Annotated in this window: 16 protein-coding genes; 9 read left to right on the top strand and 7 right to left on the bottom strand. The window is 71.5% G+C overall.

Annotation, left to right across the window (positions count from 1 at the left end; all coding sequences use genetic code 11):
• Positions 1–41: 41 nt before the first annotated feature.
• Positions 42–818, bottom strand: a complete 777-nt coding sequence (locus tag AB0H84_RS50485) for a nucleotidyltransferase family protein (RefSeq protein ID WP_357621080.1) — start codon at positions 816–818, stop codon at positions 42–44.
• 156 nt (positions 819–974) lie between these two features.
• Between AB0H84_RS50485 and AB0H84_RS50490 the strand changes: the two genes are divergently transcribed.
• Entirely contained in the window at positions 975–1,253 is a 279-nt protein-coding gene (locus tag AB0H84_RS50490) for a hypothetical protein (protein WP_357621082.1), read from the top strand.
• Here AB0H84_RS50490 and AB0H84_RS50495 read toward each other — a convergent pair.
• Together AB0H84_RS50495 and AB0H84_RS50500 are read right to left on the bottom strand one after the other, a co-directional pair.
• Positions 1,245–1,733 (bottom strand): GNAT family N-acetyltransferase, encoded by a 489-nt coding sequence (locus AB0H84_RS50495; RefSeq protein WP_357621084.1) that lies wholly within the window; start codon positions 1,731–1,733, stop codon positions 1,245–1,247. The genes AB0H84_RS50490 and AB0H84_RS50495 overlap by 9 nt on opposite strands.
• Positions 1,734–2,008: 275 nt before the next feature.
• A complete protein-coding gene (locus AB0H84_RS50500) occupies positions 2,009–3,133 on the bottom strand; it encodes a hypothetical protein (protein ID WP_357621086.1) in 1,125 nt (374 codons plus the stop codon).
• A 208-nt stretch (positions 3,134–3,341) separates the two neighbouring features.
• Between AB0H84_RS50500 and AB0H84_RS50505 the strand changes: the two genes are divergently transcribed.
• Both AB0H84_RS50505 and AB0H84_RS50510 read left to right on the top strand, forming a co-directional pair.
• Positions 3,342–3,779, top strand: a complete 438-nt coding sequence (locus AB0H84_RS50505) for a nuclear transport factor 2 family protein (protein WP_357621088.1) — start codon at positions 3,342–3,344, stop codon at positions 3,777–3,779.
• An 81-nt stretch (positions 3,780–3,860) separates the two neighbouring features.
• Positions 3,861–4,397 (top strand): NUDIX hydrolase family protein, encoded by a 537-nt coding sequence (locus AB0H84_RS50510; RefSeq protein WP_357621090.1) that lies wholly within the window; start codon positions 3,861–3,863, stop codon positions 4,395–4,397.
• On the opposite strand, the gene AB0H84_RS50515 is transcribed toward AB0H84_RS50510, so the two are convergent.
• From AB0H84_RS50515 to AB0H84_RS50525, 3 genes are read right to left on the bottom strand one after another with little or no spacing between them, the layout of a single operon-like run.
• Positions 4,294–5,961, bottom strand: coding sequence for an arylsulfatase (locus tag AB0H84_RS50515; protein ID WP_357621092.1), 1,668 nt, complete (start codon positions 5,959–5,961; stop codon positions 4,294–4,296). The genes AB0H84_RS50510 and AB0H84_RS50515 overlap by 104 nt on opposite strands.
• 55 nt (positions 5,962–6,016) lie before the next feature.
• The gene (locus tag AB0H84_RS50520; protein ID WP_357621094.1) at positions 6,017–6,898 is read right to left on the bottom strand and encodes a sulfotransferase; all 882 of its coding nucleotides are present in this window, start codon (positions 6,896–6,898) and stop codon (positions 6,017–6,019) included.
• 56 nt (positions 6,899–6,954) lie between these two features.
• Positions 6,955–7,839: a MurR/RpiR family transcriptional regulator gene (locus tag AB0H84_RS50525; protein WP_357621096.1), complete on the bottom strand. Its 885-nt coding sequence runs from the start codon at positions 7,837–7,839 to the stop codon at positions 6,955–6,957.
• Positions 7,840–7,924: 85 nt separating this feature from the next.
• Here AB0H84_RS50525 and AB0H84_RS50530 point away from each other — a divergent pair, with 85 nt between their 5' ends.
• The 6 genes from AB0H84_RS50530 to AB0H84_RS50555 all read left to right on the top strand — a co-directional run bounded on the left by AB0H84_RS50530 (position 7,925) and on the right by AB0H84_RS50555 (position 15,136).
• Positions 7,925–9,466 (top strand): ABC transporter substrate-binding protein, encoded by a 1,542-nt coding sequence (locus AB0H84_RS50530; RefSeq protein ID WP_357621098.1) that lies wholly within the window; start codon positions 7,925–7,927, stop codon positions 9,464–9,466.
• 8 nt (positions 9,467–9,474) lie between these two features.
• Positions 9,475–10,419: an ABC transporter permease gene (locus AB0H84_RS50535; protein WP_357621100.1), complete on the top strand. Its 945-nt coding sequence runs from the start codon at positions 9,475–9,477 to the stop codon at positions 10,417–10,419.
• Complete coding sequence (locus AB0H84_RS50540) at positions 10,416–11,234, top strand: ABC transporter permease (protein WP_357621102.1); 819 nt, start codon at positions 10,416–10,418, stop codon at positions 11,232–11,234. The genes AB0H84_RS50535 and AB0H84_RS50540 overlap by 4 nt, the downstream gene beginning before the upstream one ends.
• Before the next feature lie 67 nt (positions 11,235–11,301).
• Positions 11,302–12,465, top strand: coding sequence for an anhydro-N-acetylmuramic acid kinase (locus tag AB0H84_RS50545; protein WP_357621104.1), 1,164 nt, complete (start codon positions 11,302–11,304; stop codon positions 12,463–12,465).
• Entirely contained in the window at positions 12,462–13,550 is a 1,089-nt protein-coding gene (locus tag AB0H84_RS50550; RefSeq protein ID WP_357621106.1) for a serine hydrolase domain-containing protein, read from the top strand. Before AB0H84_RS50545 ends, AB0H84_RS50550 begins: the two co-directional genes overlap by 4 nt.
• Positions 13,547–15,136, top strand: a complete 1,590-nt coding sequence (locus AB0H84_RS50555; RefSeq protein ID WP_357621107.1) for an ABC transporter ATP-binding protein — start codon at positions 13,547–13,549, stop codon at positions 15,134–15,136. The genes AB0H84_RS50550 and AB0H84_RS50555 overlap by 4 nt, the downstream gene beginning before the upstream one ends.
• A gap of 68 nt (positions 15,137–15,204) precedes the next feature.
• On the opposite strand, the gene AB0H84_RS50560 is transcribed toward AB0H84_RS50555, so the two are convergent.
• The gene (locus AB0H84_RS50560) at positions 15,205–18,945 is read right to left on the bottom strand and encodes a S8 family serine peptidase (protein WP_357621109.1); all 3,741 of its coding nucleotides are present in this window, start codon (positions 18,943–18,945) and stop codon (positions 15,205–15,207) included.
• Positions 18,946–19,095 lie beyond the last annotated feature (150 nt).

The following is a 19,095-nucleotide window of genomic DNA, read 5'->3' on the forward strand; positions in this document are numbered from 1 at the left end:
CCTCCTGGACCGCCGCGCCTGAGTGACAGGCAGGGGGCGGGTCAGGGCGTCGTGTCCGTCATGCGGAAGGCAGCCAGTTCCTTGGCGGCCTCGTTCAGGTCCTTGGCCGTGTCGGTGGCTCGCCAGTACACCCCCTGCGGCAACTCGTACCCCGCCAGGCGGCGCTGGCGTGCCAGGCGGGGGAATGTGCTTCGCTCGTGGTCGCCGAGATCCGGGAGCATCGAGGCGAACGGGGCGGAGAAGACGTAGACACCGGCATTCACCGGATAGGGCGACGGCGGTGCCTCGACGAAGTCCAGGACGTTGCCGAAACGGTCGACGTCGACGGTCCCCCAGGGGAGTCGAGGGCGGGCCAGGGCAAGGGTGGCATGGGCGTCACGCGCATGGTGGAAGTCCGCCATGGCGCGCAGGCTGAAGCGGGTCCAGATGTCGCCGTTGGTGGCGTACCAGGGCTCGCTCGGGCGGGGCAGTGAGGCGGCGGCGAACTTCAGCCCGCCACCGCGTCCGAGCGCTTCGGCCTCGACCACCGGGACCACCTTGAGCGGCAGGTGCGCCGTGCTCAGCCAGTCGAGCACCACCTCGGAGAGGTAGCCGCAGGAGATGACGGCGTCGGTGACTCCCTCCGCCGCCAGCCATTCCAGCTGGTGGCCGATGATGGGAAGACCGGTGCCCGGGATCTCGACCATCGGCTTGGGCCGGGTGTCGGTGTAGGGGCGCAGGCGTGATCCGTGCCCACCGGCGAGGATGACGGCCTGGGTCACCGGCCGCGATACCAGCGGCGACTCGCCGGCGGACGGAATGAGATCGTCGGAAGTCATGTCCGCAACTAGACGCGGACGAGCCCGGCGCCGAATCTGCCCGGCGGTTGATCCGGTGGCGCGGCGGATCGCCGAGATCCGCAGGCTGACCGCCGACGGGACCTGGCGCTGAGCGCCGGGCCGGACTCGGGCACGAGGTCGTCGGCGGACATTCGTGTGCTCTCGCTCTATCTGGGCGGCGTGGCCATGGTGGGCGGGCCGGACGGCGGCCTCCGGGCGATGCCGGCCGGCCGCTTCCTGGCCGGCGACTACATCGCCGCGATCCACGCAGCGGGGTTGGAGATCGTGGCCTGCCTCGAACCCCGGTGGGGCGAGGTGCCCGGCGGCCCGCTCGCCCGGCAATGGTGCCCCGAGGCGGCCGCGGCCGCCTACCACGACGCCCCCGCCCTGATCATCTGGCATCTCCGCCGCCCCACCGCTGAGGTCTCAGTCTGAGCGTGGCAGCCACCTCACCATGATCAGGCAAGGGTTGCCCGGCCACAGTTCGTCCGTCTCCTCCAGCGGGAGAAAGCCAACAGACCGGTAGAAGGCCCTGGTCTTGGCGTAGCCGGGATTCGGGTGCGTCGCTCCCAGAGTCTTCACCTGGAGGGCCTGGCAGCCATCCGCCGTGACGTCGGAGACGAGCGCGTCGACGAGCGCCCTGCCGACGCCTCGCCGATGCCAGGACGGGGCGACCGCCATCAGGTGGATCTCGGCCGCCTCGAGGAAGTGCCGCCGGTACAGCAGGACGCCTATGGGCTCGGGTCCGGTGCGGGCGACGAGACCGGGGAGCCGGGTCGCCGACTTCACGTACTCGGCGTTGGCCTCTGGAATGCCGAACCATGCCGGCAACCGGTCAAGCAGTCCCGCGGTGATGTCCGCCAGCTGGGCGGAGCCCGTGACCAGAGCTATCTGGAAGGCCGTGGCATCGTCCACGATCAGAGCATGTCACCTGATACGCAGGGGCATATCTCATGCGCGGGTCGATGATGTGGGAGGTACGCCTGGTTGGTCGGGAAAGGTGGGCGAAAGTCGGCTACCGTGGCGTCCAGCTGCGGCTTCGGCCGAGCATCACCGGGCCACATCGAGGGGAGCCGGCGTACGGCGGCTCCCCTCTGCGGCATGGCCGCGCCGATCTCCGTAGGGCATGGGCGCCGGCTGGTCCGTCCCAGCCGCTGGGCGCCCAGAGGGAAGGCTACGATGCCCATCCGCTAAGAGCAGCACGGCCGGTCCCGAACCGGCTCCAGGATCTCGACGCTGATCGCACCCGCTGCTCGCAGTACCTGCTCCAGGTCGCGCTCCCCACCCGGCCGCACCTCTCCTACGATCACGTGCTGGCGGTTGTCGTCGCCCTTGTGGGTGGAATAGCCGTGCGACATGCTGTAGCGCCATATTTCCACATCCGACAAGTCGACCCTTCGGTCAAAGATCGCGATGACGCCCACGATCCCGCCGACTCCGACCGTACGCACCAAGACCCCCTCATCGGCTGCGGCGATGCCGACAGCGGCGGTGGTGCCCATGACGCACCACTGGTCCGAGGCGTGTGCGGCCTTGATCAGGTGGTGCGGCGACCGCGCCGTGGCGATGGGCTCGCCTGTGTGCTCCAACAGCGCCACCTCGAGGTTGCCCACGAGCCACAGCTGATCGTCCCCGGCCGGCATGGCGTATGCGCCGTAGCTATCACGCAGGTGACGGGGTCCTTCGGAGGTGAGCCACCCTACGCGGGAGTCACGGCCCGCCCAACGGGCGGTGACGAGAACTCCGCGAGCTGCGGCGTAGCCCGTCAGTTCGGTTTCGTCGACACCGCCGGCGTGCCAGAGCCCCAGCAGTTCCAGATCCGGACTGAAATGCGCCACGACGCCTCGTTGCCCGTCTGCCACCACCAGCCCGTGTCCGGTGGCGGTCAGTGTCGGGTCGCCACCGACGGCATGGGAGACCGGTCGCTCGTCGGTCATCGCGAGACCGGGCGCCGCCTCGCCGAGGTCATCCAGGACCACTTCGTGCTCCCAGTCGCCCGGCTTCCCGACAGCAAGCCGGCAGACCCCGTCGACGGGAGGAAGGATCGCCGCCAGGCGCCCCCCGCCGAGCCCGGCCAGCCGCCAGACCCGGTCCTCGTGGGTCGCGACCGGGGAGACGTCGCTGAGCCGGAACTCCTGGAGCCGGTTCCCGGCCCAGATCCGGTCGGCTTCCACGTCGACCGCCAGCGGGGTCTTCCATCCAAGGTCGTGTTCGGCCCTCGCCTCGCCGAACACCGCGAAATCGCGCAGGACGCGCACGGCGCTCGTCTTCTCGCACGCATGGACCACCAGCGTGCCATCGGTCCAGACCTCCATGGACCCTCCCGCATCGACTTGATCAACCAGGCAACCATAACGGAGACAACAGCTACTGATCCGGGAGTTGAAGATCACAGCTCGGGGGCGGGATCCCAGAGGGGTGTCCGCAGGCACCCTCCATTACGTAAGAGGTAATCGCCGCGGCACAGGAGGCGCTGGCAAGGTGGGTCCGTCCAATCCGGTTGTGGGTCTGAGGAGGCCGGTCATGTCGGTAGTCGCCACGTCCATGAGCACGCGTGCTGTGGTGGAGGAGTTGCTGCGCCGGATCGGTGAAGGCGACCCGGAACAGATCGCTGAGATGTACGCCGAGCACAGCGACTGGAAGCTGGACTGGCCCGAGGCTGAGCACGGCCGCGCCGCCACACCGTGGATCCGGCACCGGTCCAGCCGTGCCGATGCCGCTGCCCACTACCGGGAGATCGCCGAGCATCACGTCCCTGAGCAGGTGGACACTCAGGTCGAGCGCATTCTGATCGACGGTGATGAGGCGGTCGTGCTGGGTGAGATTCGGCAGACCGCCCGGTCCACCGGGCGCGCTTATCGCGCCCGGTTCGCCTTGCACCTCAGCGTCGAGAACGGCCTCGTCACACGGCACCACGTCTATGAAGACAGTCTCGCCGTCGCCCAGGCCTTCGCGCACTGATCATTCGATGGAACGCGCCCTGCCACAGCTCGCGCGCGGGACGGTTCCGGGGCGTGGGCCCCGGGGACGTACGATCGGCGCATGACCGAAAAGACCGAAACCACGCCTGGATGGCTCTCGCCGGAAGAACTCGAATCGGTGCGGGGCCAGCTGCCGATCCTCTACGTCGACGCCGTGCCGGTGCGGGTCGACGACACCGGCGTGGTCACCCGCGTCGGCCTGCTGCTGCGCATCTTGTCGGACGGCACGGTCAGCCGGGCGCTGGTCTCGGGGCGGGTGCTCCACCACGAGCGCATCCGTGACGCGCTCATGCGCCATCTTGAGAAGGATCTCGGGCCCGTGGCGCTTCCGCGCATTCCCGCCTCGCCGCAGCCGTTCACCGTGGCCGAGTACTTCCCCACTCCGGGGGTCACCCCGTACCACGACCCGCGCCAGCACGCGGTCTCGCTGGCCTACATCGTGCCGGTCGCGGGCGACTGCCGGCCCCGGCAGGACGCCCTTGACCTGGAGTGGTTCACGCCTGAGGACGCCGTGTCGCCGTCGGTGCAGCAGGAGATGTCGGGCGGGCATGGCGTGCTGGTGAAGCAGGCACTCGCCCATGTGGGCCGCCTGCCCTGACGCGGAAGTCATGCGGGCGGCCGTCGGCCGTGAAGCGGGCGCGGGCCGTGAGCCGGTCGGCGCCCGGGAGCGGGAAGCCCACGGTGATCGACGTTCCCGGGGCCACCACCGGCACGGTGCGGGCCCGGGCGCCGTTCAGGCTCAGCCGGACGTTGCGCCACGGCACCGACGAGCCGTTGTGCAGGGTGACCAGGACCCGGCCGCCGGCGAGCTCGGTCTCCAGCCCGTACGGGACGCGCGGGTCGGGGCCGATGGAGCCGTCGAGCAGGGCCGTCAGCTCGCCTGCCAGCGCGGCCCTGGTGGCGGCCAGGTCGCGGTGCTCCCCCGGGTCGGTGGCCAGGTCGTACAGCTCGATCCGGCCCCCCGGCCCGGCGCCCGCGATGTGCGGGGCGAAGCGGAGCAGTTTCCACCGGCCCCGGCGGATCGCCTGGATCTTGCGTGGCCGGTTCCACACGAGGTGGTCGTGCTCGGGCGCGCCGTCGCCGGTGAGCAGGCCGCGGAAGGAGCGGCCGTCGAGGTGGGCGGGCACCGGCACCCCGGCCAGGTCGGCCAGCGTCGGCAGCACGTCCCACGACGCCACCGGCTGTTCGACCACGCGCGGGCGTAACCGCGGCGACCAGGCGATCAGCGGCACGCGGATGCCGCCCTCGTACAGGTTGCGCTTGACGCCCCGGAAGGGCCCGTTGGAGTCGAACAGCTCCGGCGTCACGCCCTTCTCGTGGTGGGGGCCGTTGTCGCTGGTGAACAGCACGAGCGTGCGCTCGGCGACGCCCGCCTCGCGCAGCGCGCGCACCAGCGCGGCCACGTCGGCGTCGAGCCGGGTCACCTGCGCCGCGTGCCGCCGGTTCGGGCCGCTCCACGGCCGCCCCTCGTACGGCCCCGCGTCGCCGGGCACGACGCTCGGCGAGTGAGGCAGGTTGGTCGGGAAGTAGAGCAGGAACGGGTCGTCGCCGGCCTGCCGGATGAAGTCGATCGCCCGCCGCCGGAACAGGTCCGGCGCGTACGACCGGCCGCCGAGCCACACCTTGGCGCCGTTGTGCCACAGGTACCCGGGGAAGTACTGGTGGGCGTGGGCGTGGCCGATGTAGCCGAAGAACTCGTCGAAGCCGCGCTCGTTCGGATGGGACGCCTGACCCGGCCGGTCGGGGCCGAAGCCCCACTTGCCGATGCAGGCCGTGCGGTAGCCGGACAGCCGCAGCAGCTCGGCGAAGGTGAGGTCGGCGCCGGTGAGCGAGTGCTGCGGCCCGCCCTCCGGGTTCTCACGTACGGTGCCGTGGCCGGCGTGCAGCCCGGTGAGCAGGGCGCAGCGCGACGGGGCGCAGAGCGGCGCCCCCGAGTACGCCGTCTCGAAGCGCACGCCCTCGGCCGCCAGCCGGTCCAGGTTCGGCGTGCTGATCAGGCGCTGCCCCTGGCTGCCGATCTCGCCCCAGCCGAGGTCGTCGGCCAGGATCACGACGATGTTGGGGCGGCCCGGCAAGCCCGTGGCGGCATCAGCGGGTGCGGGCAGGGCGAGGCCGGCGAGGGTTCCGGCGAGCATGGTACGGCGCGAGGGCCCGTCGATCACGAACGGCAACCTATCGGAGGCTTCGGCGAACGGCGGGCAAACCACCGGCGAACTGTCAGTAGCCCCACAGGCCGCACATCTCGCGCAGTTCGGCGGGCACCTCGTCCGCCGTCGGAAGGGGGCGGCCCTGGACGACCGTGCCGGCGCGGATCTTGTCGCGCCAGTCACCGATGCCCTTGACGAAGGCGCCGTGCTCCTTCTGGCCGTAGTTCAGCATGGCCGGCTCGAACTCCAGGCCCAGGAAGAGGCAGAGCCGCCGCAGCTCGCGCTCGGGCTCGGCGACCAGCTCCTCGTAGCGCACGGTCAGCCCGTCGAGGTGGGTGCGGGCCTCCTCCAGGTAGGTCATGTAGCTCAGCGTGCGCGGCACGGCCTCCTCCATGGGCCGCCGGTCCGGGTCGGCCTCGTGCCAGGACTGCACGATGGACATGGGGTGGCGCAGCAGGAAGACGAAGCGCGCGTCCGGCCAGCAGGCGGAGATGCGCCGCCAGGCGAACACGTTGCTCGGCGTCTTCTCGGCCAGGATCGGCTTGCCGCTGCGGGCCAGCTCGCGGTGGAGCAGCCGGTCCCACACGATGTGCTCGATGTCGCTGTGGGTGTGGCCGAGCACCTCCATGGCCTGCCGTACGGGTTCGGTGCCGAGCCCGACGGTGACCCGCCTGAAGTGCGTCTCGATGGGCGAGTGCACCCGGGAGTGGCTGTTGAGCATGACCCGCAGCAGCGTGGAGCCCGACCGTACGGACGACAGCAGGAAGACCGGCTCGCGCAGCAGCCGGTCGTGCGCGGGATCCACGGGCGGCCGCACCTCGTCGCCGGGCAGCCGCTGGAGCACCAGCGGCGGCGGTGGCGGCGGCTTCGGCGGCTGCTTTCTCGGCCGCCGCGTCAACGTGTATCCCGTCAGGCCCTCCAGCGTCGTGTTGGCCCGATACCTCCAGCTCATGGGCTCACAAGGTAGAGATGGCCCGTGAACCCCAGGTGAATCCCGCCTGTGAACCTCTACCCGCGTTTGTGGACGACGCGCTCGTGCACGACCGCGTACGTGTTGCGCAGCGCCGCCATCGACTCGTCATAGGACGCCTGCGCGACCCCCGTGAACAGGCAGTCGACCACCATGAGCTGCGCGATGCGGCTGCCCAGCGCGCCCGAGCGGAACTTCGTCTCCCTGGCGGCCGTCGTGAGCACCACGTCGGCCGCGCGGGCCAGCGGCGAGTCGCGGAAGTTCGTGATCGCCACGGTGGCGGCACCCGACTTATGGGCGATCGACAGGAACTCGACGGTGTCCACGGTGGCGCCCGTGTGCGAGACGGCCACGGCCACGCAAGTGGAGTCGAGCGTGGCCGCCGACGTCCAGGCCGAGTGGGAGTCGTGCCAGTTGATCGCGGTACGCCCGATGCGCGAGAGCTTCTGCTGCAGGTCGAGCCCCACGAGAGAGCTCGCGCCCACGCCGAAGCTGTCGATCCTGCGGGCGCCCAGCAGCAGCGACACGGCGGCGGCGAGCGCCTCCATGTCCAGGGCGCGGGCCGTGTCGGCGATGGAGAGCGTCTCGTTCGTCGCCACCTTCGAGACGATGCCCTCCAGGCTGTCGTCGCGGTCGATGTCGCCGGACGCCTCCGGCAGGCTCGACGTGGTCAGCTCCTCGCGCGCCACCGCCCTGGCCAGGTCGATCCTGAGGTCCCTGTAGTGGGCGTACCCCATGCGCCGGTAGAAGCGCACCACCGAGGTCGTGGAGGTCGCGCAGCGGGCGGCCAGCTCGGCGATGGACAGGTTGGCCGCCCCGGCGGGATCGCCGACGAACTCCTCCGCGATCCGCCGCTCCGACGGCCGCAGCGCGGGCATGGCGGCCCGGATGCGGATCAGTATGGTGCCGTCGTCCTCGGCCATCCCCGCCCATCCCCGCAAAGGAAAAGAAAGTACCTCGGTGGTAAGGTCTGCGTAATTTTATGACCCACACCCCCGAGGAGACCACATGCCCCGTGGCGCCCTCTCCGCAGCCGGCGTCGCCGCCGTGCTGTCCATCGCTCTCACCAGTTGCTCCTCATCCTCCGGGCCGGCCCCGAGCGCCGGCGGCGCCGCCTCCGGCAAGCCCCTCGTGGTCGGCGTGACCTCCGACCCGGACACGCTCTTCCCCTGGAAGGCCACCCAGTTCCAGGCCGTGAACGTGCTGCAGAACCTGTACGGGACGCTCACCGAGTTCGACAAGGACCTGAACGTGGTGCCCGGCCTGGCCGAGTCGTGGCAGACCTCGGACGACGGCAAGAAGCTCACCCTCAAGCTCCGGCAGGGCGTCACGTTCGCCGACGGCAGCGCCTTCGACTCCAAGGACGTCAAGTCCTCCCTGGACAAGATCATGGACGAGAAGACGGCGGCCGTGGCCCGGGCGTCGCTGTCGTCGGTGAAGTCGGTCGAGGCGCCCGACCCGGGCACCGTGGTGCTGGAGCTGACCGGCCCCGACGCCGCGCTGCCCGCCAACCTGGCCACGGTCAACATGGCGATGCTCTCCTCCGACGACACCGAGGAGAAGCTCAACACGACCCCGAACGGCACGGGCCCGTTCAAGCTCAAGAACCGCGTGGCGAGCCAGTCGATCACGCTGGCCAGGAACGACGCGTACTGGGGCGAGAAGTCCAAGGCGCCGGCGGTCGAGTTCCGGGTCATCCCCGACGAGTCGTCCATCGTGTCGGCCATGCAGTCGGGCAACGTGCAGCTGGCGGTCTTCAACGACCCGCTCGTCGCGCAGACCGCGCAGGGCGGCGGCACGATCACCGTGACCAAGACGCCGCAGCTCAACTACCACGTGCTGCAGCTCAACGCGCAGCACGGCGACCTCAAGGACGTCAACGTGCGGCTGGCGATCCAGTGCGCGATCGACCGCAAGCAGGTGCTCGACACCGCCGCGCTGGGCGAGGGCGAGGTCACCGGGCCGATCACCGCGCCGCTGTTCAAGTCGGACCCGAGCAAGCGCCCCTGCCCGGCCCGTGACCTGGCCAAGGCGGCCGAGTATCTGGGCAAGGCGGGCAAGTCCGGCGGGGTGACCGTCAAGACGATCGTCTCGCAGGGCGAGTACGCGACCTCGGTCAACGAGGCCCAGAACCTCAAGGCCCAGCTCGCCGAGGCCAAGATCAATCTGGACCTGGAGGTGCTGGAGTCGGGCGCGTTCGTGGACCGCTGGGTGGCCGCCGACTTCGACGCCGCCGTCGCGCTCAACGGCGGGCGTCCCGACCCCGACGGCTCCTACGGCCGCTACTTCACCAGCAAGGGCAACCTGAACAAGGTCGCCGGCTACAGCTCGCCCGAGCTGGACAAGCTCTTCGCCGAGGGCAAGGCGACGACCGACCAGGCCGCGCGCAAGGCGATCTACGATCAGGTCTCGGCCGAGCTGGAGGAGAACGCCCCCTGGATCTGGCTGTTCTCCGGCTACACCTACACCGCCACGACGGCCGGCGTGCAGGGGTTCGTGCCGATGGCCAGCGGCTCGCTGCAGTTCCTGCGGACCACCTCCGCCGGCTGATGAGACGCATGCGCAACCGCGTCATCAGCACGGTGGGGACCCTGTTCGGGGTGGCCGTGCTCGTGTTCGTCATGCTCCGGGCGATCCCCGGCAGCCAGATCACGGCGGGGCTCGGCACCGAGGCCGCGGCGCTCACCCCCGCCCAGCGGCAGGCCCTGGAGCAGTACTACGGGCTCGACCAGCCGCTGTTCACGCAGTTCTTCTCGTGGCTGGGCAACATGTTCACGGGCAACCTCGGCTACTCGGCCCGCCAGCAGCAGAGGGTGCTCGACCTGACCCTGCACTCGCTGCCGGTGACGGTCGAGCTGGCGGTGCTCTCGATCCTGCTGGCGCTGCTGATCGGGGTGCCGCTCGGCATGCTGGCGGCCTCCAGGACGAACTCGCCGAGGGACGCGCTCGGCCAGCTCGTGAGCCTGGCGGGGCTGTCGGTGCCGGCGTTCCTGCTGGCCACCACGCTGCTGTCGATCTTCGCGGCGTCGCTCGGTTTCAACCCCAACGGGCAGGGCTTCGCCACGCTCTTCGAGGACCCGCTGCTCAACCTGGAGCAGATGCTCCTGCCCGCGCTGGTGCTGGGCTTCGGCATCGCGGCGCCGATCCTGCGCACCACCCGCACGGCGGTGCTGGAGGTCCGCTCGAACGACTTCGTCCGCACCGCCCGCGCCAAGGGCGTGCCGGAGCGGCGGCTGCAGGTCAAGCACGTGCTCGGCAACGCGCTCGTGCCGATCGTGACCATGACGGGCCTGCAGTTCGGCTACCTGCTGGGCGGCGCGGTCGTGGTGGAGCAGATCTTCTCCGTGCCGGGCATCGGCAGGCAGGTGCTGCTGGGCATCCAGCAGAAGGAGTACGCGGTGGTGCAGAGCACGGTGCTGGTGATCGCGCTGGCGTTCGTGCTGGTGAACCTGCTGACGGACGCCCTCTACCGGATCATCGACCCGCGGGTGAGGGCGTCGTGAGGCGGAGTCCCGCCCTGCTGGCGGGAGCGGCGATCCTCGTGCTGCTGGCCGTCGTGGCGGCGCTGTCGTACGCCGGGCTGCTGCCGTACGACCCGATCGCGCAGCACCCGCCGTCGCGGTTCACGGCGCCCTCGGGCGCGCACCTGTTCGGCACCGACCAGTTCGGCCGGGACGTCTTCTCGCGGGTGGCGGCCGGGGTGGGCAACTCGGCGCTCATCGCGGTCGTCGCGGTGGCGTTCGCGACCGCGGTGGGCACGCTGGGCGGGCTCGTGTCCGGCTTCTACCGCGGCTTCGCCGACGGGGCGATCGGCGGGGTGACGAACGTGCTCTTCGCGTTCCCGCCGCTGCTGCTGGCGCTGTCGCTGGCGTCGGTGCTGGACCGCAACTGGTTCACGATCGCCGTGGCCATCGCCATCGTGTACGTGCCCATCTTCATCCGCGTCACCCGGGGCCCGGTGCTGTCGCTCAGGGAGATCGAGTACGTCAGGGCGGCCGTCTCGACCGGCATGAGCCGCTGGCAGATCATGCTCCGGCACGTCCTGCCGAACATCACCTCGATCGTCGTCATCCAGGTCGCGCTGTCGCTGTCCTGGGCGGTGCTGACCGAGGCGTCGCTGAGCTTCCTCGGCCTGGGCACGCCGCCGCCCGCGCCGTCGCTCGGCTCGATGATCTTCGAGGCGCGCAGCCTGGTCTTCGTGGCCCCGTGGACGCTGATCGCGCCGGGCGCGGTCGTCGTCCTGCTGGTCGTGGGCCTGAACCTGCTCGGCGACGGCCTGCGTGACACTCTCGACCCACGGAACCGAGGCAAGCGGTGAATCCAACGGTGGTGGCTACGGCGCGGACGGGCAGCAGGCTACGGAGGACGGCTTTCGGGGAGCTGGCATGAGGGTTCTGGGCATGATCTCCGGCACGTCGCACGACGGGATCGACGTGGCCGTGGTGGACTTCCGTCTCGTCGGCGGCCTGCTCGAAGGCCGCGTCGGCCACACGGCGAGCACGCCGTACCCGGCGGAGCTGCGGGCGCGGCTGATCGCGGCGCTGCCGCCCGCGCGGACGACGCTGGCCGAGGTGTGCGTGCTCGACACGCTCATCGGGCAGAGCTTCGCCGACGCCGCGGCCTCGGCCGTCGCGCTGGGCGGGCCGGTCGACCTGATCGTCTCGCACGGGCAGACCGTCTACCACTGGGTGGAGGGCACGCACGCGCTCGGCACGCTGCAGATCGGGCAGCCCGCGTGGATCGCCGAGCGGACCGGCGTCCCCGTGCTGTCGGATGTGCGCATCAGGGACATCACGGCCGGCGGGCACGGGGCGCCGCTGGTGTCGGTGCTGGACGGGCTGCTGCTCGGCGCGCACCAGGGCGGCGCGGCGGCGCTCAACCTGGGCGGCATCGCGAACATGACCGTGGTGCGCGGCGGCGAGCTGTACGCCTACGACATCGGGCCCGCGAACGCCCTGATCGACGCGGTGGTGACGAGCCGGGGACTGAACGAGCGCGGCTTCGACGCGGGCGGCCGGATCGCGGCCTCGGGGCGGGTGGACGCCCGGCTGCTGGAGGTGCTGCTGGACGAGCCGTACTACGGGCTGGCCGCGCCGAAGAGCACCGGCAAGGAGCTGTTCCACCTCGGGTACGTGGAGGCGGCCCTGTCCAGAGCGGGGCGCGAGATTTCCGACGCCGACCTGGTCGCCACCCTCACCGAGCTGACCGTGCGTACGGTCGCCGGCGACGTGCGGGCCGCCGGGGTGGGCGCGCTGGTCGTCTCGGGCGGCGGCTGCCGCAACCCCGTCGTCATGGACGGGCTGCGGGCGGCGCTGCCCGGCGTGGACGTGGCGCCCTCCGACGACTACGGCGCTCCCTCCGACGACAAGGAGGCCATCGCGTTCGCGCTGATCGGCTGGCTGACCGCGCACGGCCTGCCGGGCACCGTGCCGGGAGGGACGGGCGCCCGGGCCGCCCGCGTCCTCGGCACGCTGACACCGGGCGCGGGCCCGCTCGCGCTGCCCTCGCCGGTGGCCGAGCCGCCGCGCTCGCTGGTGCTGACGCGATGAACGCACCCGCTGGTGGTCCCGAGACGAACCCGCCCGCCGGTGGCCCCGAGGCGGACGCGCCCGCCGGGGTGGTCATGGCCGCGCGGACGCCGTGGTTCGACCTGACCGAGTGCACCGGCCACCGGACCGTGCGCTGGGAGGGCGGCGAGCGCGTCGGCGAGGCGCCGATGACCATGGAGACCTGTCACGACCTGGCCTCGGTCACGAAGGTCGTCGCCACCACGACGGCGCTCATCCGGCTGGTGTCCGACCGGCTCGTGGACCTGGACGCGCCGCTGAACACGTACGTGTCACGCTCGTACGAGGCGATCACGGTGCGGGACCTGCTCCTGCACCGGGGCGGGCTGTGGGAGTGGTGGCCGCTCTACATCCAGCAGGACCCGCCACCGCCGCGCTACCGGCCGGGGCGCGCACGCCACTACTCCGACCTGGGCTTCGTCATGCTCGGCCGGATCGTCGCGGCCGTCACCGGGCTGAGCCTGGACCAGGCCGTGGCCGAGCTGGTCACCGGGCCGCTCGGCCTCACCTCCACCACGTACGCCCGCCCCGCGGGCCCGGAGGTGGCCATGAGCGCCCTGGACGACCGGGTCGAGATGGCCATGCTCGACACCGGCCGGCCGTACCCCGTCCCGTACCGCAGCTCCGACTTCGCGGGCTGGCGGCGCGAGCCCGTGCTCGGCGAGGTCGCCGACGGCAACGCCCATCACGCCTTCGGCGGGGTCTCCGGGCACGCCGGGCTCTTCTCGACCGTGCCGGACCTGCTCGCGTACGGCCTGGCGATGTCCCGGTACGAGGAGCACGACCGGCTGTGGCGGCCCGAGGTGGCCCGGGAGTTCTTCACCCCTGGGCCGGACGCCGGGCAGGCCCTGGGGTTCCGTACGTACGAGCTGAGCCTGTGGGACGAGACCGTGACCGTGCTCGGCCACCCCGGCTACGTGGGCTGCGCGGTCGGCTTCGTGCCCGGCCGCGACATCGTCCTGGCCCTGGCGAGCAACCGCCTGCTCGTCCAGGGCGAGCCCACCCCCACCGACGCCCTCTGGGGCGACCTCCTTCAGGCCACCACGCAACGATCGAGGACAGCATGACGCCCCTCCTGGAGATCCGTGACCTCTCGGTCGCCTTCCGCACCCGCAAGCAGGACGTCACGGTCGTCAAGGGCGTCTCGATGGAGATCCTGCCCGGCCAGACCGTCGCGGTGGTCGGCGAGTCCGGCTCCGGCAAGAGCACCACGGCGGCGGCGGTCAACCGGCTGCTGCCCGACAACGGCCGCATCACCGGCGGCCAGGTGCTCTTCGACGGCCGCGACCTGGCCAGGGCGAGCGAGCGCGAGATGACCGCGATCCGCGGCGCCGGCATCGGCCTGGTCCCGCAGGACCCCATGTCGAACCTCAACCCGCTCATGCGCATCGGCGACCAGATCGCCGAGGCGCTCGAGGTGCACGGCGTGGCCACCGGCAAGGCGGCCGGGGAACGCGTGCTCGAGCTGCTTGACCTCGTCGGCATTCCCGACCCGGCGCGGCGGATCGGGCAGTACCCGCACGAGTTCTCCGGCGGCATGCGGCAGCGCGCGCTGATCGCGATGGGGCTGGCCTGCCGGCCGAAGCTGCTCATCGCCGACGAGCCCACCTCCGCACTGGACGTGACCGTGCAGCGGCGCATCCTCGACCAGCTGGAGCAGCTCACCGCCGAGATGGGCACGGCCGTGCTGCTGATCACGCACGATCTGGCGCTGGCGGCGGAACGGGCCGACGTGGTGGCCGTCATGCACGACGGCCGGATCGTGGAGACCGGCCAGGCGGCCGAGATCCTGGCCGAGCCGGAGCACGACTACACCAGGCGGCTGCTCAAGGCGGTGCCGAGCCTGTCGTCGGTGCGGGTCGCCGAACCTCCGCGCGAGGCCGAGGACCTGGTGGTCGTGGAGGGTCTGCGCAAGGTCTTCCCGATCAGGGGCACCGGCGAGGAGCTGACCGCCGTGGACGCGGTCTCGTTCCGCATCCCGCGGGGCCGTACCGTGTCGATCGTGGGCGAGTCGGGCTCGGGCAAGTCGACCACCGCGAACCTGCTGCTCGGCCTCGACGAGGCCACCTCCGGCAGCATCCGCTTCGACGGCACGGACCTGGCGGGGCTCGGCAGGCGGGAGCTGTTCGCGTTCCGCAGGCGGGTGCAGCCCGTCTTCCAGAACCCGTACGCCTCGCTCGACCCGCGCTACCCGGTCGGGAAGTCGATCGCCGAGCCGCTGCGCGTGCACCGCGTCGGCGGCGCGGCCGAGCGCAAGAAGGCCGCGGCCGAGCTGCTGGAGAAGGTGGCGCTGCCCGCGTCCATGGCCGAGCGGCTGCCGCACGAGCTCTCCGGCGGCCAGCGCCAGCGGGTGGCCATCGCCAGGGCGCTGGCCCTCTCACCCGACCTGGTGGTGCTGGACGAGGCCGTCTCCGCGCTGGACGTGCTGGTGCAGGCGCAGATCCTGGAGCTCCTCGCCGAGCTGCAGCGGGAGCTGGGACTCAGCTACCTGTTCATCAGCCACGACCTGGCCGTGGTGCGGATGATCTCGCACGAGGTGCACGTCATGCGCGACGGCCAGATCGTGGAGAGCGGCACCGCCGCGGAGATCTTCGACCGCCCCGCGGCGGACTACACCCGCGAGCTGCTCGCGGCGATCCCCGGCACCAGGTGAATCCGGACGCTCTCGGAGGTGACGGTGCCCAGGGAATGTGCCGGCAGCCCGCCGGGCGTCCACGGTGCTCAGCGCAGCGCGTAGGCGCGGATCACCTCCTGCGACAGGGTGCTGCCGTTGACGTCGGAGGCGTTCAGCCGCAGCGAGACGAACCCGGACGGCGAGCGGCCGAGCGTGGTCTCGTAGGACCGCTCGCCCTTCGCGCGCAGGCGGGCCTTCGTCCAGGTGGCGCCGTCGTCGTACGACACCTCCAGCGAGACGTCCTTGACCGCGCTCTGCGCCGCGCCCTCCTGCTGGTAGAGGGAGAGTCCGAGCCTGCGGGAGCCGGCCTGGTTCCGCAGGTCCACGGGCGCGTCGAACGAGGCCAGCAGCAGCGGCACCACCGTCGTGGCCGTGGCCCGCTCCGAGCCGAACGTCCACACCGCCTTCGTCCGGGTCGACAGCTTCACCCAGTCGGCCTCGTTCGCGACGGCGTACTCGATCCGGTACGTGGCCTTCTCCGGCGAGAGCGTCCCCGAGCCCGAGGGCAGGTAGTTCGTCTGCCAGAGCAGCGTGTCGCCCTGGTAGAGCCGGAAGTCGGTCTTCAGGCCGTGCTCGAACTGGCTGGTGTAGGCGTCGCCGTAGTTGCGGTCGGCGTCCACGAATCCCTGCATCGAGACGCGCAGCCGGTCGCCGTCCCTGCGCAGCGGGTTGCGCGGGTTGATCCCCGGCAGCAGGGGCTGCTTGAACAGCGTCCGGCTGACCCGCTCCCCCACCTCGTACGGGCGGAACTCCGGCGACGACATCGAGATGCGCGCCGTGTCCGGGTGCGGCCACATGTTGTTGTAGGAGCGCTCGGGGGTGCCCGCCGACGAGCTCCAGCGCAGCTCGGGGTCCGGGGTGACGTAGTCGGTACGGGTGCGCGGCGTCTTGGCCATGGGGTGGTTCGTGGAGATGGACGAGGTGTCCCACGGCTCGAAGACGAACCTGGACTCGTTCACCGTCACGCCATCGGACAGCTGGCTGTGGTAGCCGGTCTCGATCCTGGCCAGCGACTTCGACCGCACCGTGTACGTGAGCGAGTCGCGGACCCGGCCCTTCTCGCGCAGGTACAGGTCGTAGACGTACGGGCTGGCGACGATGCCCTCGGCCAGGACCGGCACCGGCAGGTGGCGCAGCCGCTGCACCAGCTTCAGCCCTTCCTCGTGCGTCAGCCGCACGGTCGGGACGGCCAGCTTGACCCGGTTGCCGCCGGTGGTGACGTCGGCGCCCGGCTGGTCGCTGTAGACGGCGACCATCCTGGCCCCGGCCGCCGCCGCCGCGTTCGACTGCGTGGAGACGGGCACGCCCTCGGTGCGCCGGATGACGGCGAGCTTGCCGCGCAGGTCCCGGGCCTTGATCTCCTCGGCGCTGCCCCGGCCCGCGTCCACGGCCATGAGGAGCCGGGTGCCGTCCAGGCGCGGGTACTCGGTGGCGAAGTCGCTGAACTGGATGGGGTCGACGTACTGCGGGTCGAGCTCCAGGCCGGGCGTGGACAGGGTGATCTCGGGGGCGGTCAGCCGCCAGCGGGTGGCGACGGTGAAGGTCCCCTTGGTGACCTTCCTGGTCGGCTGGACGAACAGCCGCTCCTCGATCTGCCCGCCGGGCGAGATCGTGGTGCCGCCGCGCAGCGCGGTGTCCGTCTTGCTCGAGCGGTACCACATGAGGGCGGCGGCGGCCCCGGTGTTCCGCTTGGTCGTGTGGTCGGGCGTCTCGACCTTGACCTCCACGGCCTTGCGGGCGTCCAGCACGACCTCGGTGTTCCCGGTGATCTCCATTTCCGGGTCGCCGACCAGGCTCTCGTTGAGCGGCTTGCCGGAGGTGGTGCTGTCCTGCGTGGCGGGCATGGTGAAGATGTGGCCGAGCACGGAGTAGGTGCCGGGCTTGACGAGCAGGCAGGTGCCGCTGCCGTACTTCTGGTCGCTGCAGGGCTGGGCCGGGTCGCCGGGGAGCAGGCGGCCGACCAGGGTGCCTTCGTCGAGGTTGAGCACGGTGAAGCCGCCGCGGGCGGTGCGGCCGTCCCTGGCGATGCCGCGTATGCGTAGCTCGACCCGCTTGTCGTCGACGCTGCCCGTCAGCAGCGTGCGGACGGTGGCGCCACCGGTGACGGCAGCCGTCAGTTCCTCGCGCAGCAGCCCGGCCTTGTCCGCCCTGGCCGTGACCTTCACCTCGGCCGTCCCGCCGGCGGGCACCGTGAGCTTCGACGGCTCGACGGTGAACGCGTCGCCGGTCGACAGGCTCAGCTCGGCGGGAGCCTGCCCGAGGTTGTGGTAGCCGACGGTGCGGCTCTTCTGCTCGCCGGTGGTCAGCTTGCCGAAGCCCGCCGAGCCCGTGGAGGCCACGACCGTCTCCTTGAGCGCGGCGGCCACGTCGACGCGGCCCGCGCCCTGGGCGTCCACGTCGATGTCCTGGCCCGGCTTGGCGCTGGCCATGAGCAGCGACTTCAGCTCGTTGCCGGCGATCCCCGGGCGGGCCTGCCGCAGCAGCGCCGCAGCGCCCGCCACGTGCGGGGTCGCCATCGAGGTGCCGGAGAGCGTGAGGCTGCCGCCGCCCGTCCGGGCGGCGGTGATGTCCACGCCGGGGGCGGTGACGTCGGGCTTGACGGCCAGGTCGGCGATGATCGGGCCCCGGCTGGAGAACGGCGCCAGCTGGTCCTGCTTGTCCACCGCGCCGACGGTCAGCGCCTCGGGGGCGTCGCCCGGGGCGCCCACGCACTGGTCGCAGCCGTCGTTGCCGGCCGCCACCACGAACAGCGTGCCGTACTGCCTGCTGAGCCGCGTCGCGGCCTCGGTGAGCGGGCCGCCCGGCTCGCGGCTGCCGAGGCTCATGTTGACGATCTCGGCGTGCTTCTCGCCGGCCGCCCACTCCATGCCGTCGATGATCCAGGACAGCTGGCCGTAGCCGTCGGCGTCGAGCACGCGGCCGCTGAGCAGCCGCGCGCCGGGAGCGACGCCCTTGCCGATGCCGTCGGCTCCCGTGCCCGCGATGGTGCTGGCGACGTGGGTGCCGTGCCCATGGGGGTCGCCCGTGACGCTCTGGCCGGTGAAGTCGCGCTGGTCGGCGACCTTGCCCGCGAGGTCGGGGTGCGTGGCGTCCACGCCGGTGTCGAGGACGGCCACGGTCGTCCCGGTGCCGTCGTACCCGGCGGCCCACGCCTCCGGCGCGCCGATCTGCGGCACGCTCTGCTCCAGCGCCGGCTTCACCTTGCGGTCGAGCCAGATCTTCGCTACGCCCGCCAGCGGCCCGGCCGCGCGCAGGTCGGGGGCGGAGCCCAGTTCGGCCAGCTCCGCCCCGAACCGCGCCGCGTCCCGCGCAGGCACCTGGACGGCCGCGCCACCGATGCTCTCCAGCGTCCGGACCTGCTTCGCGGCGGGGATCGCGGCCTTCGTGGCATTGCCCGCGTACGTGAGGATGAGCGGGATGCTCCCGCTCGCCTGCAGGCCGAAGCCCTGCTCGGCTAATGCGGTCACGTTGAACAGCGCGGTGTCGAGCCGCTCGGGGACCAGGGCCGCGACGTCGTCGGGAATGACGGTCACGCCGCTCTCCGACTCCAGCACCTGGAACGTCGGAACGGACCCGTCCGCCCGCTGCGCCGGGGTGACCGTCACCGCGCGGTGCTCGCCGTCCACGGCCCGCACCTGCACCTGGTCACCGGTGATCAGCGTGATCTCATCGCTCGCCGGGGCGTTCGTGAACGACCCGGGTTGTACGGTCGCCGCGTGCGCGCCGGGAGCCGCGAGCACCGATGCGACCATGACCATGGAGACGGCCGCAGCCCCCCATCGCCCCATGGACGACCTCCAGAATATCGGTAAGCACGAATACCGCATTCCTAGTCATCCGGATAGGACGGTGTCTATGAGGCAGATGTGGCCACTTCCCGACTTGTCGGGAATCCGCCACCGATGGTGGCGTGCGGGTGCGGCCGTCTCCGAGAAGCC

The organism is Nonomuraea sp. NPDC050786 (assembly GCF_040654115.1).
In the GTDB taxonomy this organism is placed as follows: domain Bacteria; phylum Actinomycetota; class Actinomycetes; order Streptosporangiales; family Streptosporangiaceae; genus Nonomuraea.